Here is a 16,414-nt window from a genome sequence, read left to right on the forward strand (position 1 = left end):
CAGGGCTCGGTTGACTAGCCCCGGATCATGTTGCGAAGCACGTACTGCAGGATGCCACCGTTGCGGTAGTAATCCGCTTCGCCGGGGGTATCGATGCGTACGACTGCGTCGAACACGACCTTCTCGCCGTTCTCGCGCGTCGCCGTGACCTTCATGGTCTTCGGGGTGACGCCCTCGTTGAGCTTCTCGACGCCTTCGATGTCGAAGGTCTCGGTGCCGTCGAGCTTGAGCGAACCTGCGGACTCGCCGACCGGGAACTGCAGCGGGACAACGCCCATGCCGATGAGGTTGGAGCGGTGGATGCGCTCGAACGACTCGGTGATGACGGCCTTGACGCCGAGCAGGCTGGTGCCCTTGGCTGCCCAGTCACGCGAGGATCCGGAGCCGTACTCCTTGCCGCCCAGGACGACCAGCGGGATGCCGGCTGCCTGGTAGTTCTGCGACGCGTCGTAGATGAATGCCTGCGGTGCGCCTTCCTGCGTGAAGTCGCGGGTGTAACCACCGGAGACGTCGTCGAGGAGCTGGTTGCGCAGACGGATGTTCGCGAACGTTCCGCGAATCATGACCTCGTGGTTACCGCGACGCGAGCCGAGCGAGTTGTAATCCGCACGCTCGACGCCGTGGGAGTCGAGGTACTGCGCAGCGGGGGTACCGACCTTGATCGGACCTGCCGGGCTGATGTGGTCGGTGGTGACCGAGTCGCCGAGCAGTGCGAGGACGCGAGCGCCCTTGATGTCCTTGACCGGAGCCGGATCCATCGTCATGCCGTCGAAGTAGGGTGGCTTCCGCACGTAGGTGGAGTTCACGTCCCACTCGAAGGTGTCACCCTTCGGGGTTTCGAGGTTCTGCCAGCGGCTGTCGCCCGCAAAGATGGTTGCGTACGACTTGCGGAACATGTCCTGGTCGATCGAGGACTTGATCGTCTCTTCGATTTCCTGCGTGGACGGCCAGATGTCCTTGAGGTAGACGGGGTTTCCGTCGGTGTCGTTACCGAGCGAATCGGTCTCGAAGTCGAAGTCCATGGTTCCGGCGAGGCCGTATGCAATCACGAGCGGCGGGGAAGCCAGGTAGTTCATCTTGACGTCGGGGGAGATACGTCCCTCGAAGTTACGGTTACCCGAGAGCACCGCGGTGACCGAGAGGTCGTTGTCGTTGATGGCCTTCGAGACTGCCTCGGGCAGGGGTCCGGTGTTACCGATGCACGTGGTGCAGCCGTAACCGCCGAGGTAGTAACCGAGCTTCTCGAGGTACGGCCACAGGCCGGCCTTCTCGTAGTAATCGGTGACGACCTGCGAACCGGGAGCCATGTTGGTCTTGACCCACGGCTTGGTGGCGAGGCCCTTTTCGACGGCGTTGCGTGCGAGCAGTGCAGCACCGAGCATGACCGACGGGTTGGACGTGTTGGTGCAGGAGGTGATACCTGCAACAACGACGGCGCCGTGGTCGAGAACGAACTCACCGGCGTCGGACTTGACGACGACCGGCTTGCTCGGACGGCCTTCTGCACCGTTGGCAGCAGAGAGAACGTCGACCGCTCCGTCGTCGGCAAACGACAGAACCGCGGGATCGGAAGCCGGGAAGGACTCTTCGACGGCCTCGTCGAGCTGGGTGTGCTCGGTCGGGTAGTTCTCTTCCACGTAGTTGTGGATGTCCTTGCGGAACGCAGTCTTGGACTCCGACAACAGGATTCGGTCCTGCGGGCGCTTCGGGCCGGCGATCGAGGGAACAACGGTTCCCAGATCCAGCTCGATGTACTCCGAGAAGACGGGTTCCTTGTCGGGGTTGTGCCACAGGCCCTGTTCCTTGGCGTACGCCTCGACGAGAGCGAGCTGCTCGTCGCTGCGGCCGGTGAGGCGCAGGTACTCGATGGTCTCGGCGTCGATCGGGAAGATCGCTGCGGTGGAACCGAATTCGGGGCTCATGTTGCCCAGCGTTGCGCGGTTCGCGAGCGGAACCTCGGCAACACCGTTGCCGTAGAACTCGACGAACTTGCCGACGACGCCGTGCTTACGGAGCATCTCGGTGGCGGTGAGCACGACATCGGTTGCGGTGACGCCGGGCTTGATCTCACCGGAGAGCTTGAAGCCGACAACGCGGGGGATCAGCATGGAGACGGGCTGGCCGAGCATTGCTGCCTCGGCCTCGATGCCGCCGACGCCCCAGCCGAGCACGCCGAGGCCGTTGACCATCGTGGTGTGCGAGTCGGTGCCGACACAGGTGTCGGGGTATGCCTGTCCGTTACGGGACATGACGGTGGGCGCCAGGTATTCGATGTTGACCTGGTGAACGATGCCCATTCCCGGGGGGACGACCTTGAAGTCGTCGAATGCGCCCTGGCCCCAACGGAGGAACTGGTAACGCTCGCCGTTGCGCTCGTATTCGAGGTCGACGTTGCGCTCGAGTGCGTCGGCCTGGCCGAAGACGTCGAGGATGACCGAGTGGTCGATGACCATGTCGGCGGGGGAGAGCGGGTTGACCTTGTTCGGGTCGCCGCCGAGGGTGGTGACGGCCTCACGCATGGTGGCGAGGTCGACGATGCAAGGAACGCCGGTGAAGTCCTGCATGATCACGCGGGCAGGCGTGAACTGGATTTCGATGCTCGGCTCGGCTGAGGGATCCCAGCTCGCGATTGCGCGGATGTGATCCGCGGTGATGTTGGCACCGTCTTCGGTGCGGAGAAGGTTCTCGGCGAGAACCTTCAAGGAATAGGGCAATTTCTCGGTGCCGGGGACGGCCGAGAGGCGGAAGATCTCGTAAGAGTTCTCACCGACCTCGAGGGTTCCCTTGGCTCCGAATGAATCGATACTGGTGCTCACGTCTGCTCCACTCGTCTATGAGGGTCGCTACCGACGGGGCTGTGTCGGCAGCTGAAGCGAGGTACTTCGGCCGGGAAGACCCTCCGTAGCTCACGCCAATCGCACAGTTCGCGTGAGAACTGTCCGAACATCGGAGCTGCAGTAGAACCTGTCCTGACCGGTGGTACCTCTTGGTCCAAGTCTAACAGTACGCTTGTCCTGTGAGAATTCAGGGCAAGTCGACCGAAACAATCTTCATGCAGACTGCGGGCCTGCGCAACGCAGGCTTGGCTGGGTGACCACACCCACAGTTATCGCTCGGGCGGCACGCGCGGCGGTTGCGTGTGACGCCTGGTGGCAGTCGACCTGAAGTAGGCTGCATGCAGGCCCGTCGCGGGTCGGCCGCCGAAAAACGACCTCGGAAGAACTCCCCGCATCTCAGCGGTGGACGGAATCCGAACAGCACCCGGATGAGAGATGTCTGCTCCTACCAATCACGCTTTTGCGCCTGTGCACGTGAAGTCCCCGTTGCACGTCGCTGTTCCGTCGGATGTCGATCTCGACGACGTGCTCGCGGACCTTTCGACGGACGGCGTCTCCGCCCCGGAGTCCGATGTTGTGGGGCTGACTGCGGTGGTGACCGACGCCCGTGAACGTGGTGTCGACTTGAGCGTCGTGGTGGTCGACGCAAATCCGGGCCGGCCGTCCGATCTTCGCGACCTGGCCACGACGGTCGGCAAAACCGAAGGCGGCACGGTTCTCGTTCTGAGCCCAGACTGGATGGGTAGCTACAGCGACTCGATCAGTCGCGTGCAGCTCGAAACCGCGCAGGACCGATCTTTCGGAGAAAGTGCGAGCGTGACCGCGGACCGCTTCTCGCACGAGATCGTGGCGCCGGGTCCGCCGTGGACGCTTTACACGGTCCTTGTCATCGCACTGGTTGCGGTTATTGCCGGAATTACCTTTGCCGTCAAGTGGCGGCGAGAGCCGGAAAACGCGCAAACCAGACATATCGCCTCGACTTCAGAAACGGCGACATCTTCCGACCACCGGGCCGATTCCGTCTGACCTTGGTCCTTTTGCGAGATTTTCAGTAACTCGTCGAAAACAGGTACTCACCGCTGTTTGCGGTGAGTACCTGCCCTTTTTGGTACCTGCATGCCATTCGACCAGCTCAAATACCGTTTGTGTTATTTGTGGCTAAAGTTTCCAAAGAACGCTTGAGTGTCGTACGGTACAACTGGCACTTTTTGGGGAAGAAGTGTCGCAGACAGGCTGATGTTGTTCGACGCGTACTTGTCGGTTGCCTTGTTCTCGAGGTGTCGACGGTGGCGTTCGTACGGCACGTCCAGGTCGACGAGCAGCTCTCGGGCTGTGGGCGACCGGTGCTTGGTCTGCGCATTCCCTCCCCGCACGGATCGGCGACCCAGCGGGCCGTGGCGTTACACGCGAGGGAGAGTTATTTGTGAGGCAAGTAACACGTGGCGGCGAGTCCCGTCGTGGTCCTTCCCGTAAGTCGATGCGCCTGGCGCAACTGGTCATCGGATTCGGCATTGTCGGGTCCCTGATCGTCGGTACGCCCGCCATGTCCTCGGCCGTACCACCGCCGCCGCCGAATCCGAGTGACTCGGACATCGCTGCGGCCGATTCGCAGGTCTCGTCGAGCGTCGGCACCGTCAGCGCGCTCATCAATCAAGTCGCATCGGCCAACGAACAGTTGTCGGCACTCGACAACGAAGTTGCGATCAAGCGTGAAGACGTCAACAAGACGCTCGTGGATCTGCAGAACGCTCGCGGCGCCGCAGACACCGCAGCGCAGGCCGTCGGCGTCACCAAACAAGCTCTTAAGGACGCGTCGGCGCAGATCGAGGTCGCTCAGACGGACTTCGACAAGTACGCACGCTCGAGCTACGTCAAGGGCACCAACACCGCGTCCATCTCGTCGTTCCTCGACGCCAAGGGCCCGGGCGATGTCCTCGACCGCGCGCAGGTCCTCAAACTGCTCGGCAATACGCAGAGCGCAGTGCTTGACGGTCTCCAACGAGCACGTACCGAGCAGGCGAACAAGGACTCCGCGACCCGCCAGGCAAAGCAGCAGGCCGACGCCGCCGCCGAGGTCGCGGCACAACTGAAGGATCTGGCCGAGCAGGCGATTCAGATCGCGCGCAACGCTCTCGATCAGCAGGTTGCCAAGAAGGCCGCGATCGAAGCCGAGCGGAACTCCGCTCAGGCTCAGCTCGACGCCGCCCGCAATGCAGTCGCAGGTTTGCAGGGCCAACGCCAGGCGTATGCGACGTGGGACGAGCAGCGTCGCGCCGAGGAAGCTCATCAGAAGGCTCTCGAAGCTGCCGCCAAGGAAGCTGCCGCACAGGCTGCTGCCCGCGCAGCTGCCGACCAGGCCGCCAAGGATCGAGCTGCAGCACTGGCAGCGGCTCAGCGTCCGCACACCGCTGTGGAAGACCCGACTCCGACCGTCATCCCGGACGACGACGACACCTGGACTGACGAGGAAACCGGGACCGACGAGGAAACAGGCACGGACGAAGAGACCGGTACCGAAGAGGAAACGGTCACGACGCCCAAGCCCACCACCCCCAAGCCGACGACGCCGAAGCCCAGCACGCCGAAGCCTTCCGTTACCGGAAGCGCTGCAATCGAATCCGTCATCGACCGCGGAATGTCTCAGCTCGGCGTGCAGTACGCCTGGGGCGGCGGCGACGAAAACGGTCCGACGCGAGGCATCCGTGACGGCGGCGTCGCCGACAGTTACGGCGACTTCAACAAAGTCGGGTTCGACTGCTCGGGCTTGATGATCTACGCCTTCGCCGGCATCGGAATCTCGCTGCCGCACTACACCGGCTATCAGTACACCGCGGGCACGCAGGTTCCGTCTTCGGAGATGAAACGCGGCGACATGATCTTCTACGGCCCCAACGCCAGCCAGCACGTGGCGCTCTACCTCGGTAACGGGCAGATGCTCGAGGCACCACAATCCGGTTCGAGTGTCATGGTCTCCCCGGTTCGCTGGGGCGGAATGACGCCGTACGCCGTCCGACTGGTGTCCTGACCGTCAGAGGAAATGCCGCTGACACCCGCATTGTCAGGGAACTATCAAGTTCCCGACGTGGTGTTACGGCATCGAGCGCAACTACCTGGAATAGTTGACGGGGAACACGTTACTGTCGGTACTTTTCTAGGTGAAAGCGATGGATTCTTGGTGACCTCACGTGAAGATTCGGTCGGAACGGTCGACGTAAGCAAGGCGAGCGGAAGTGCGGACGGAGCAGCACCTTCCCTGGCAGCCGACGTTCAGACCTTGGAACGAGCGATCTACGAGGTCAAGCGAGTCATCGTCGGGCAGGACCGGCTTGTCGAGCGCATTCTCGTCGGACTTCTCGCCAAGGGGCACGTCCTCCTCGAAGGCGTACCCGGTGTCGCCAAGACGCTGGCCGTCGAGACTTTCGCGAAGGTCGTCGGCGGTTCGTTCTCCCGCGTTCAGTTCACCCCCGACCTGGTGCCAACCGACCTCATCGGCACGCGCATCTACCGTCAGGGCCGCGAGGAGTTCGACACCGAACTCGGACCCGTCGTCGCCAACTTCGTGTTGGCCGACGAGATCAACCGTGCCCCGGCCAAGGTGCAGTCCGCGCTCCTCGAGGTGATGGCAGAACGCCACGTCTCGATCGGTGGCAAGCGGTACCACATGCCCGATCCGTTCCTGGTGATGGCGACGCAGAACCCCATCGAGAACGAGGGTGTCTATCCGCTCCCCGAGGCGCAGCGCGACCGCTTCCTGTTCAAGATCCTCGTCGACTACCCGACTGTCGAGGAAGAACGCGAAATCGTCTACCGGATGGGTGTGGCAGCCCCGGAGCCGCACCAGATCCTCGGTCCGGAGGAGTTGGTCAGGCTCCAACGCGTCGCCAGCAACGTCTTCGTCCACCACGCGCTCGTCGACTACGTGGTCAGGGTCATCGCCGCTACGCGTACGCCGCGTGAGGTCGGACTCGAGGACGTCGCGGGCTGGATCGCGTACGGCGCCTCACCCCGCGCGACGCTCGGCATCATCGCCGCGTCGCGGGCTCTCGCTCTCGTCCGCGGCCGCGACTACGTCGTGCCGCAAGACGTCATCGAGGTGATCCCGGACGTGTTGCGCCACCGCCTCGTTCTTTCCTACGACGCCATGGCCGACGAGGTGACTCCCGACGCGGTCATCGCCCGGGTGCTGCAGACCGTCGGACTGCCGCAGATCGCCGCGCGGCCTGTTCCTACCGTTCCCGGTCCGCCTCAGCAGGGCGCACCGCAGGCACCTCAGCTCAACGCACAGGGCACCGCGAATCCACAGGGCACAGTCAATCCACAGGGAAACGGCGCGCCGATCGCGACCGCTGAGACGATGAGTCGCCCGCAGTGACCGAAGGCCGCGACGGTGGCCAGGCGACACCCGCCGGATCCACCGGTTCGCCGCCGTCGTTCCGATCCGGCGAGCTCAGCGATCCCAAACTCACCGCTGCGCTGCGCACCCTCGAGCTGACGGTTCGTCGTCGCCTCGACGGTGTGCTGCACGGCGATCACCTCGGCCTGATTCCCGGCCCGGGTTCCGAACCGGGTGACGCCCGCGAGTATCAGCCGGGCGACGACGTGCGGCAGATGGATTGGTCCGTGACTGCACGGACGACGCACCCACACGTGCGCCAGTCGGTCGCGGATCGTGAGCTCGAGACGTGGCTTGTCATCGACCTGTCTGCAAGTCTCGACTTCGGGACCGCCGGATGCGAGAAGCGCGACCTGGTTGTCGCCGCAGCCGCGGCGATCACTCACCTGACCAGTTCGGGCGGTAACCGCGTCGGCGCCATCATCTCGACGGGCGCCCAGACAACTCGAATTCCGGCCCGCGGTGGGCGCATTCACGCACAGGCGATGCTCCGCAAGATCGCGACGACTCCGCACGCTCCGGACGGGGTACGCGGTGATCTGGTCGGCGCTATCGAAGCGCTCAGACGGCCACAGCGTCGGCGCGGACTCGCGGTCGTCATCAGCGACTTCCTCGGGCCGATCGACTGGGAACGCTCGCTGCGCGCCATTTCGGGACGTCACGACGTGCTCGGCGTCGAGGTGGTAGATCCGCGCGACCTCGAACTTCCGGACGTCGGCGACGTGGTGCTCCACGATCCCGAGTCCGGCCGGACCAGAGAATTCACCACGACGCCGCAACTGCGCGCCGACTTCGCCAGAGTCGCCGCCGAGCATCGCGTCGAGGTCAGGCAAGCTCTACGTCGTTGCGGCGCACCGCTCATGTCCCTGCACACCGATCGGGACTGGATCGCCGACGTCGTGAGATTCATCTCGGCACGCCGACACAGTTATGGTGCCGGCGCCGGAACTGGGGGCGTTCGTTCGTGAGTCTTTCTCAATTCACCGCACCGTGGTGGCTGCTGTTCCTTGCTGTCATCGCCGCGTTGGTGGTCGGTTACGTACTGGTGCAGAAGCAGCGGGCCAAGCACACACTTCGGTTCACGAACTTCGAACTGTTGGAGAAGGTGGCGCCTTCGCGGCCCGGGCGGTGGCGTCATATTCCGGCGATTCTGATGGTCGTCGCGTTGGTGTTCTTCACCGTCGCCCTTGCCGGTCCGACGGCAGACAAGAAGGTCCCGCGAAACCGTGCCACGGTGATCCTCGTGATCGACGTGTCGCTGTCGATGCAGGCCACCGACGTCGAGCCGACGCGATTGGCAGCAGCGCAGGAAGCTGCGAAGTCGTTCGCCGACGGTCTGACTCCCGGCATCAACCTCGGGTTGGTCGCATTTGCCGGAACGGCTTCGGTTCTGGTGTCGCCCACCACGAATCGTGACGCGACGAAGGTCGCCATCGACAACCTCAAGCTCAGTGAGCGGACGGCGACGGGCGAGGCGATCTTCACCTCGTTGCAGTCGATCGACACGCTGTCGGCTGTTCTCGGCGGCAGCGATCAGGCGCCACCGGCGCGCATCGTGTTGCTGTCCGACGGTAAGCAGACCGTTCCCGAGAACTCGGACGATCCGCGGGGCGGATTCACCGCTGCCCGTCAGGCCAAGGACAAGGGCGTTCCGATCTCGACCATTTCCTTCGGAACGACATACGGGCGAGTCGAGATCGAAGGAGACCGAATCCCCGTCCCGGTCGACGATGCGTCACTGAAGGAGATCGCCAACCTGTCCGGCGGAAGTTTCTTCACGGCATCGAGCCTCGAAGAACTGCGCCAGGTGTACGACACGCTCGAAGAGCAGATCGGTTTCGAGACGACACGAGGCGATGCGAGTCGACCGTGGTTGGTCCTCGGCGTCGTGTTCGCGACCGCTGGTCTGACGATTGCCCTGGTACGCAGGCAGCGTCTGCCCTGATCGAGAGCAGTTCCGAATTGTCCAAATACCGCTGGTACGCGGCCCGCAGAGAATTGATAGGTTGATCGCCATGTCTACCCCTCCCACGACAGTGGTTTCCGAACGGACCGTCACCACACCGCGCTCGGTGCTCGTCACCGGCGGTAACCGCGGAATCGGCTTGGCCGTCGCTCAGCGGCTCGCCGCAGACGGCCACAAGGTAGCCGTCACTCATCGCGGTTCCGGTGTCCCCGAAGGGTTGTTCGGCGTCGTTTGCGACGTCACCGACACCGAGTCGATCGACCGTGCATTCAAAGAGGTCGAAGCGCACCAGGGGCCGGTCGAGGTCATCGTCGCCAATGCCGGCGTCACCGACGACACACTGATCATGCGAATGAGCGAAGAGCAGTTCACGAGCGTCGTCGACGCGAACCTCACCGGTACGTTCCGCCTCTCGAAGCGTGCGACCCGGTCGATGCTGCGCGCGCGTTTCGGACGCTTCATCTTCCTCGGTTCGGTGGTGGGTCTGGCGGGACAAGCCGGCCAGGTCAACTACGCCGCGTCCAAGGCAGGCATCGTCGGTATCGCTCGTTCCCTGACAAGGGAACTCGGCTCGCGTTCGATCACCGCCAACGTCGTCGCACCGGGTTTCATCGAGACCGACATGACGGCAGCACTGGGCGACGACGTGAAGGACAAGGCCACCGAGTTCATCCCGTTGCAGCGGACCGGAAAGCCGGAAGATGTTGCAGCAGTTGTCAGTTTCCTCGCCTCCGACGATTCGGCATACGTCTCGGGTGCAGTCATCCCCGTCGACGGCGGACTCGGCATGGGGCACTGACCCGCTTTTCGCACACACACCTTTCTCGTACGTCTGAAATCAGGAGGACATCTCATGGGCGGTTTGCTCGAGGGTAAGACCATTCTTGTCACCGGCATCATCACCGATTCGTCGATCGCGTTCCACGTGGCCAAGGTCGCGCAGGAGCAGGGCGCGAAGGTACTGATCACCGGATTCGATCGTCTGCGCCTCATCGATCGCATCGCCCAGCGCCTGCCGCAGCCCGTGCCGCCGGCAATCTCGCTCAACGTCCAGAGCTCGGAGGATCTCGCATCTCTCGCCGAGCGTGTGCGCGAGCTGGCTCCCGAGGGTATCGACGGCGTGGTCCACTCGATCGGCTTCGCTCCCCGCTCCTGCCTGGGAAGCCCGTTCATGGACGCGCCGTGGGAAGACGTGGCGGTCGCGCTAGAGGTGTCCGCATACTCGTACAGCGCACTGGCCAAGGCCTTGCTGCCAGTGCTCAACGACAACGCGTCCATCGTCGGAATGGACTTCGATCCGGCACGCGCAATGCCCTTCTACAACTGGATGGGTGTCTCCAAGGCAACCCTCGAGGCCGTCAACCGTTACGTGGCCAAAGAGGTCGGCGTCCGCGGCATCCGCTCGAACCTGGTGTCCTCCGGCCCGATCAAGACCCTGGCCGCCAAGGCCATTGCCGGCGACAGCACCGGTCCGGGCGCGGAGTTGGACAAGCTGAACACCGCATGGGACGGTGCTGCGCCCATCGGCTGGGACGTCGACGATCGCGAGCCGGTCGCCAAAACGGTCTGCACCGTTCTCTCGGATTGGTTGCCCGGCACGACCGCGTCGATCATCTACGTCGACGGCGGCTTCCACGCGATGGTCGGCTAGTAGCACCCCTTCTACTACACAGGTGAGTACCCGGGTGACCCCCGCCGAACGGCATCACGCAAGATTGAACGCATGACCGCAAGTATGGACATGCAGTTCGATGCTCTTCTCGTTTTGTCGTTCGGCGGTCCCGAAAAACCCGAAGACGTACGGCCGTTCCTCGAAAACGTCACGCGCGGTAGGGGAGTGCCACCGGAGCGGCTCGACGCCGTTGTCGAGCACTACATGCATTTCGGTGGAGTTTCGCCCATCAACGCGCTCAACCGAGACCTGATCGAACGGGTCGAAGGTGAGTTGGCAGCAGCCGGCGTGGACCTGCCCGTGTACTTCGGCAACCGCAACTGGCACCCGATGGTCGAAGACACCGTCGCCAAGATGCGCGAGGACGGTGTCCGCAATGCCGCCGTGTTCGCCACGTCGGCGTGGGGCGGTTACTCGGGATGTCGGCAGTACCACGAGGACATCGTCCGTGCCCGTGAAGCCGTCGGTGACGGCGCACCGACGCTGACAAAACTTCGCCAGTACTACGACCATCCGCTCGTCGTCGGCGCGTTCGCCGACGGTGTGCGCGCGGCCCGCGCAGAGTTGCCCGAAGCGACTCGCGATACCGCGCGCCTGGTGTTCACGGCGCATTCGGTCCCGAGTGCCGCAGACCGCAATGCAGGGCCGCCGGCAGAGGGCGGAAACCTCTACAGCCGACAGGTTGCCGAGGCTGCGAAGTTGGTTGCCGAGGCCGTCGGCGTCGAAGATTTTGATCTGGTGTGGCAGTCGCGATCAGGCCCGCCGCAGGTTCCGTGGCTCGACCCCGACATCTGTGATCACCTGGATACGCTGTCCGCCAAGGACGTTCGCGCCGTGATCGTGTGTCCTGTCGGTTTCGTCTCCGATCACCTCGAAGTGGTGTGGGACCTGGACACCGAGGCCAAGGACAAGGCGGCCGAACTCGGTATGGATTTCGTGCGCGCCGCGACACCCGGCCGCGATCAGCGTTTTGCGCAGCTGGTGCCGACGCTCGTTCGGGAACTGGCCGACGCCGAGCAGCCACTGCGATTGGGGGTCGAGCCGCTGCTCGGCTCGACCACCAACGGTCTCTCGTGTGCGGTGAACTGCTGCGCCGCCGTTCAGCGCCCCCGCTGACGGAAGCTTTCCGACGCTCAGGAGTTCGGCTGCTTCAGCTTTCCGCAGGGTCCCGGAACGGTGGACGTGCTGCGTGAGGTGAGGAGCGTCTCGACGATCTGTCGATCCTCGGGGCTCAGTGACGGGTCGATGTAGTTGAGCTTGGGCGCCCCCAGTTCGCGGACTCGCCCGGCGAGGGTCGCTACAAATGACACTCGTTCTTCGTCATCGTCGTTGACGTCGTGGATCTGCAGCACCGACACCGGAAACTTGCGCAGCGTCACAGGCAGGAAGCGGGCGCCGAGCACATGGTCGACGTTGAATCCCGCCCACTGCCCCTGGTTGGCTTCCACGCATTCGGCGTCGGAGTGAATTGCGCTCTCGCCGATGTACTTACGGGCGGGGAGCATCTTCTTCGGCGCAAGTTCGGATGCACCTTGCTGCAGCACGGGAAAGTCGCCGTCCGAGTACAACCAGGGTTGGTTGGCCATCGAGATCAACCGGCCGGCGTCCAGATCCGGGAGATAGCGAGACTTGAGGAGAAACGCGACGCTGTCGACCGAGATGCCCAGCAGTTCGGCGGCCTTCTGTCGGCTCATCGCAAACGTCGGGGCATTCTTCGGGGCGATCTGGATCAAATTGACCATGCGAACTCCTGTAAGTGTTCAATTTTTGCGGGTTTGGTACAGCTGACATGACAATTCGCCGATTATCAACCTCTAGCTGATTTCCGACTTGTAGATGAGTCGGTTGTCACCATCCGAGTTCACGCAACCGGGGATCTCCGATCCCGAAGTGGTGGCCGATTTCGTGGATCACGGTTCGGCGAACTTGCTCGATCACCTCGTCTTCGGTGCTGCAGATCGCACAGATGGCCCTGCGGTAGATCGTGATGCGGTCGGGGAGGACGCCGGCGTACGTGGTGGTTCTCTTGGTCAGTGGGATGCCCTGATACAACCCGAGCAACCCCGGTCGTCCCCCTTCGAGTTGAACGGTCACCGCGACGTTGGCCATCTCCGCACCCAACTTCGGGGGCAGACTGTCGAGCGCCCGCTTGACCATGTCCTCGAACTGACTGTCGTCCACGTCGATCATCTGCCCATTGTGCGTGCGAGGGCGGGATCCGGGTGTGTCCATGTGGAAACAGTGCAGCTTACGGCTATGTTCATTGCGTGGCCGAAGACCTCTATCACCGTTACGAATTCACATTCATCGTTCAGATGCTGACAGTCTCGCAAGAGCAGGCGATCGAAGAGAGCTTGGGCGGAAAGGTCGAGGACCGGCGTGGACTGCAGTTGCTGACGCTCACCTCGGAAGGTATGCGAGCGGCGACGACGGCTATCACCGTGGTCGACCAGTTGGTGGCTGCAGGCGTGCGTCCCCAGCGGACGCATCCCGATTTGGTGTCACGTCAGGACATTGCCGACCGTGCGGGAGTGACGAGGCAGGCTGTCGGACAATGGGTGCGAGGGGTCCGGCAGGCGGCCACTCCCTTTCCGATTCCGTACAACTCGGTCGCCGGGGGGATCTGGTTCTGGGGCGATGTCCTGGATTGGTTGCGCCGTCAGGGGTACAGCCAGGACACCGGTTTGCGCTACCCGACGCTGGACGAACATATTCGCATCGACCGCCATATCGCGATCAATCACAAGACTGCGGGTTGACCGATCAATCGGTTTGCCTGAAAATAGCTATTGAAACAAACCGACGGTAGGTATAAAGTCCCTAAATACCTCAATCAATCTATCGGTGCGTCGGTCCTGCTCTGGGGGGAGTTCGGTCTGCGCTGCAGATACCCGAGCATGCGAGCAGGAATCCATGGTTTCGACCCCCGAAGTTAGACCGATGCCCAAATCGGCCGCACTCACGACTTCTGTGGCTATTTCCAGCGCTGGAGCAACGACGAAGCTACGCGAAGATGCAACGGGCAGGGGTCGTCTGCGAGCGGCGACGGCGGCGCTGTTCCGGCGCTCACGCCCACGCGCGGCTTCCGCGCCACCGTTGAGCGTGCTTCTTCTCGTCACCTCCGACAATGGTCTCTCGCAGCGGGCTGGTCTTGTTCTTCGCGAGGCGGGGCACCAAGTCCGCACCGCCGTCGTCGCCGACGCGGACGCAGTGCTGGCCGCGACGTCTGCGGGAGATTTTGATCTCATCATCTGCCCGTTTCTGAAAGCCTATGTACCGGAATCTATTTGGCAGCGGTGGACAACGATCATCATCCATCCCGGCCCGCCCGGTGATCGCGGACCGTCGTCGCTGGACTGGGCGATAACGGATGGCGAACCGATCTGGGGAGTGACCGCGTTGCAGGCCGCCGAGGAACTCGATGCCGGAGCGGTGTGGGCGTGGCGGACATTCGAACTCCAGAGCGGTGTAACCAAATCTTCGGTATACAACGAGGCAGTCACCGACGCGGCGATGGAGTGCATTACGGAGGTCGTCGAACATTTCCGTACTCCTGACTTCAAGGCGATCCCATCGGACCGAGTTGCGCGGCCCGTGGCATCGGCCCGATCGAGGCCCAGCATGAAACAGGCCGATCGCGTTTTCAGCTGGGAGGAAGACGCGTCGAGCATCGTCCGCGCCGTCAACGCCGCCGACGGGTTTCCCGGCGTCGCCGTTCAGTTGGGGCTCGACCGGGTCTACGTCTACGACGCTCACCCCGATACCCACGTCGATGCAGCGCCCGGCACAATTGTCGAGTACTTCCACCAGGCGATACGTGTCGCCACCGGTGCGGGCTCCGTATGGATCGGACATGCGCGGCTCGTCGGCGCCGGCAATGTCAAACTTCCGTCGACCGCGGTCGTACGTCCGGACGTGTTCGTTCCACAGGTCTGGGAGAGTCGTTACCCCGAGACCGACTATCACCGCGACGGCGAAATCGGATATCTCTCGTTCCGCTTCTACAACGGTGCTATGAGTACGAAGCAATGCGCCCGACTGGCCGCCAGGCTCCGCTGGGCGATCGCGCAGGACACCAAGATCCTTGTCCTGACGGGTGACTACGACAGATTCAGCAACGGTATCCACCTCAACGTCATCGAGGCAGCGTCGGATCAAGCCGGAGAAGCGTGGGCCAATATCAAAGCCATCAACGAGATCGCGAAAGCGATCGTCACCTGTACGGAACAGGTTGTGGTGGCGGCATTCACAGGCAACGCCGGTGCCGGCGGGGTCATGCTCCCGCTTGGAGCCGACGTAGTCGTGGCCAGGGACGGTGTGGTTCTCAATCCTCATTACGCCACGATGGGCCTGTTCGGCTCGGAACTGCACACGTACACATTTCCGGCTCGGGTCGGCGAGGAGCAGGCCCGCAGCCTGCTGGCCGAGTGCAGTGCGATCGGTATCCGTCGAGCCTTGGACATCGGACTTGTCGACGCGATCGGCCCCAGACGGCCGGATCTGTTCGAGGCGTGGTTGCTCGAGGTCGCCACCGACTTGCTCGAAGGAGATCGGATGGAATCGATGCTGGAGCGCAAACGTCTTCGACTGGAACGTGATCCGGTGGAGCCCTACGAGGAGCGTGAGCTCGAAGAGATGAAGATCGACATGTTCGGTGACCGCAACGGGTTTGCCGAGAAACGCCGGAACTTCGTGCTCAAGCTCTGATCGACACGCTGTTCGCCGACGCGACACGGGCAGTGCGAACGACGTCCCACAGTCGTCGCAGCAGGTCGTCACGCCTCTGCGCAGTGGACACGCTCGGGGCCTGATTGGTCGAGACCGACGCAGCGACGGTAAGAATGGCTGCCACGTTGTCGGCGGTGTCGATCACCTGTAGATGCCGAGGTGACAGTGTCGACGGCCAGCGGTACCCGGCCTGGGCCTGCAGCGCTTCGGCGACCAGCGTACGAGCGTCGCCCCCAGGCATTCCGGTGGCTACGGCCGGAAGCCCGCCGAGCACCTCCGCTGCGTCCCGAACAGCCTGGCGCAGTTCGTATTCGGCTTCACGGAGTCCGATCGATTCGGCGCTGCCCGCCACAGCGGGAATGGAGAAAACCGTCCACCGCAAGACGTCCGGACCTTCCTGCGACGGCACGAGGCCGACTCCCGGCTTGCCGACGGCGCCGATCTGTATCCCTTCACCCGTTGCGATCGCAGCGCGTGCGAACTCGGTGCCAGTGGGCAGGCCACGTACATCGCCGGCCGTAGGAAGGACCAGGCGGACTTCAGCAGCCTCCGAGCGGGCGATTCTCAACAGGGTGGACACACCCGAAGCCGTGACTCCCGGCCACTCGAGATCGTGGCGGACCGCGGTTTCCGCATCGGCGGCGCCGATCAGGTGCATCGGCGCCCACGCGGCAAGGGCGTCGATGACGTCGTCCGGCGCAGCGTCGCCCGCGAGCCATGACGCTGCCCACACGGTGAGGGTTGCGCTGGGAGAACTCATGACCGTGAAGTTTAGTTCGGCGTGGCGACATGCGCGGCCCCGGCGTTGTGACCTAGCG

At 63.4% G+C, this 16,414-nt stretch carries 14 protein-coding genes; 10 read left to right on the forward strand and 4 right to left on the reverse strand.

What is annotated here, in order from left to right; genetic code table 11:
* Positions 1–14: 14 nt before the first annotated feature.
* On the reverse strand, positions 15–2,816 hold the full coding sequence (acnA, locus tag GJB56_RS07610; RefSeq protein ID WP_019748421.1) for an aconitate hydratase AcnA: 2,802 nt from the start codon (positions 2,814–2,816) through the stop codon (positions 15–17).
* Between the two features lie 456 nt (positions 2,817–3,272).
* Here acnA and GJB56_RS07615 point away from each other — a divergent pair, with 456 nt between their 5' ends.
* From GJB56_RS07615 to GJB56_RS07650, 8 genes are all read left to right on the forward strand, one after another.
* Positions 3,273–3,863, forward strand: coding sequence for an Rv1476 family membrane protein (locus GJB56_RS07615; RefSeq protein WP_020969605.1), 591 nt, complete (start codon positions 3,273–3,275; stop codon positions 3,861–3,863).
* Positions 3,864–4,314: 451 nt separating this feature from the next.
* Complete coding sequence (locus GJB56_RS07620) at positions 4,315–5,862, forward strand: NlpC/P60 family protein (RefSeq protein ID WP_113683624.1); 1,548 nt, start codon at positions 4,315–4,317, stop codon at positions 5,860–5,862.
* A gap of 150 nt (positions 5,863–6,012) precedes the next feature.
* Positions 6,013–7,209, forward strand: a complete 1,197-nt coding sequence (locus GJB56_RS07625) for an AAA family ATPase (RefSeq protein ID WP_021344246.1) — start codon at positions 6,013–6,015, stop codon at positions 7,207–7,209.
* Positions 7,206–8,198 carry a DUF58 domain-containing protein gene (locus tag GJB56_RS07630; protein ID WP_003944991.1) on the forward strand — a complete coding sequence of 331 codons (993 nt, stop codon included), beginning with the start codon at positions 7,206–7,208 and terminating at the stop codon, positions 8,196–8,198. The genes GJB56_RS07625 and GJB56_RS07630 overlap by 4 nt, the downstream gene beginning before the upstream one ends.
* Complete coding sequence (locus tag GJB56_RS07635; RefSeq protein WP_113683625.1) at positions 8,195–9,175, forward strand: VWA domain-containing protein; 981 nt, start codon at positions 8,195–8,197, stop codon at positions 9,173–9,175. The genes GJB56_RS07630 and GJB56_RS07635 overlap by 4 nt, the downstream gene beginning before the upstream one ends.
* A gap of 70 nt (positions 9,176–9,245) precedes the next feature.
* Entirely contained in the window at positions 9,246–9,995 is a 750-nt protein-coding gene (fabG1, locus tag GJB56_RS07640; protein ID WP_007727875.1) for a 3-oxoacyl-ACP reductase FabG1, read from the forward strand.
* Positions 9,996–10,049: 54 nt separating this feature from the next.
* On the forward strand, positions 10,050–10,847 hold the full coding sequence (inhA, locus tag GJB56_RS07645; RefSeq protein ID WP_003944803.1) for an NADH-dependent enoyl-ACP reductase InhA: 798 nt from the start codon (positions 10,050–10,052) through the stop codon (positions 10,845–10,847).
* A gap of 84 nt (positions 10,848–10,931) precedes the next feature.
* Positions 10,932–11,984 (forward strand): ferrochelatase, encoded by a 1,053-nt coding sequence (locus GJB56_RS07650; RefSeq protein WP_021344248.1) that lies wholly within the window; start codon positions 10,932–10,934, stop codon positions 11,982–11,984.
* 17 nt (positions 11,985–12,001) lie between these two features.
* Here GJB56_RS07650 and GJB56_RS07655 read toward each other — a convergent pair whose 3' ends face one another.
* The gene (locus GJB56_RS07655; protein ID WP_020907744.1) at positions 12,002–12,610 is read right to left on the reverse strand and encodes a hypothetical protein; all 609 of its coding nucleotides are present in this window, start codon (positions 12,608–12,610) and stop codon (positions 12,002–12,004) included.
* A 106-nt stretch (positions 12,611–12,716) separates the two neighbouring features.
* Positions 12,717–13,058: a metallopeptidase family protein gene (locus GJB56_RS07660; RefSeq protein ID WP_003944783.1), complete on the reverse strand. Its 342-nt coding sequence runs from the start codon at positions 13,056–13,058 to the stop codon at positions 12,717–12,719.
* A 77-nt stretch (positions 13,059–13,135) separates the two neighbouring features.
* Between GJB56_RS07660 and GJB56_RS07665 the strand changes: the two genes are divergently transcribed.
* Together GJB56_RS07665 and GJB56_RS07670 are read left to right on the forward strand one after the other, a co-directional pair.
* Positions 13,136–13,627, forward strand: coding sequence for a hypothetical protein (locus GJB56_RS07665; protein WP_019748429.1), 492 nt, complete (start codon positions 13,136–13,138; stop codon positions 13,625–13,627).
* Between the two features lie 181 nt (positions 13,628–13,808).
* A complete protein-coding gene (locus GJB56_RS07670; RefSeq protein ID WP_228118218.1) occupies positions 13,809–15,575 on the forward strand; it encodes an enoyl-CoA hydratase-related protein in 1,767 nt (588 codons plus the stop codon).
* Here the strand turns inward: GJB56_RS07670 and GJB56_RS07675 are convergent.
* On the reverse strand, positions 15,565–16,356 hold the full coding sequence (locus GJB56_RS07675; RefSeq protein WP_020969612.1) for a hypothetical protein: 792 nt from the start codon (positions 16,354–16,356) through the stop codon (positions 15,565–15,567). The genes GJB56_RS07670 and GJB56_RS07675 overlap by 11 nt on opposite strands.
* Positions 16,357–16,414 lie beyond the last annotated feature (58 nt).

This window comes from Rhodococcus sp. AQ5-07 (assembly GCF_009707305.1).
GTDB classification, from domain to species: Bacteria; Actinomycetota; Actinomycetes; order Mycobacteriales; family Mycobacteriaceae; genus Rhodococcus_F; species Rhodococcus_F erythropolis.

Coding starts and splice junctions, on each gene's coding strand:
- GJB56_RS07650 (WP_021344248.1), top strand. CDS start 10,932: ATGGACATGCAGTTCGATGCTCTTCTCGTTTTGTCGTTCGGCGGTCCC.
- GJB56_RS07660 (WP_003944783.1), bottom strand. CDS start 13,058: ATGATCGACGTGGACGACAGTCAGTTCGAGGACATGGTCAAGCGGGCG.
- GJB56_RS07655 (WP_020907744.1), bottom strand. CDS start 12,610: ATGGTCAATTTGATCCAGATCGCCCCGAAGAATGCCCCGACGTTTGCG.
- fabG1 (WP_007727875.1), top strand. CDS start 9,246: ATGTCTACCCCTCCCACGACAGTGGTTTCCGAACGGACCGTCACCACA.
- GJB56_RS07675 (WP_020969612.1), bottom strand. CDS start 16,356: ATGAGTTCTCCCAGCGCAACCCTCACCGTGTGGGCAGCGTCATGGCTC.
- GJB56_RS07620 (WP_113683624.1), top strand. CDS start 4,315: ATGCGCCTGGCGCAACTGGTCATCGGATTCGGCATTGTCGGGTCCCTG.
- inhA (WP_003944803.1), top strand. CDS start 10,050: ATGGGCGGTTTGCTCGAGGGTAAGACCATTCTTGTCACCGGCATCATC.
- GJB56_RS07670 (WP_228118218.1), top strand. CDS start 13,809: ATGCCCAAATCGGCCGCACTCACGACTTCTGTGGCTATTTCCAGCGCT.
- GJB56_RS07615 (WP_020969605.1), top strand. CDS start 3,273: ATGTCTGCTCCTACCAATCACGCTTTTGCGCCTGTGCACGTGAAGTCC.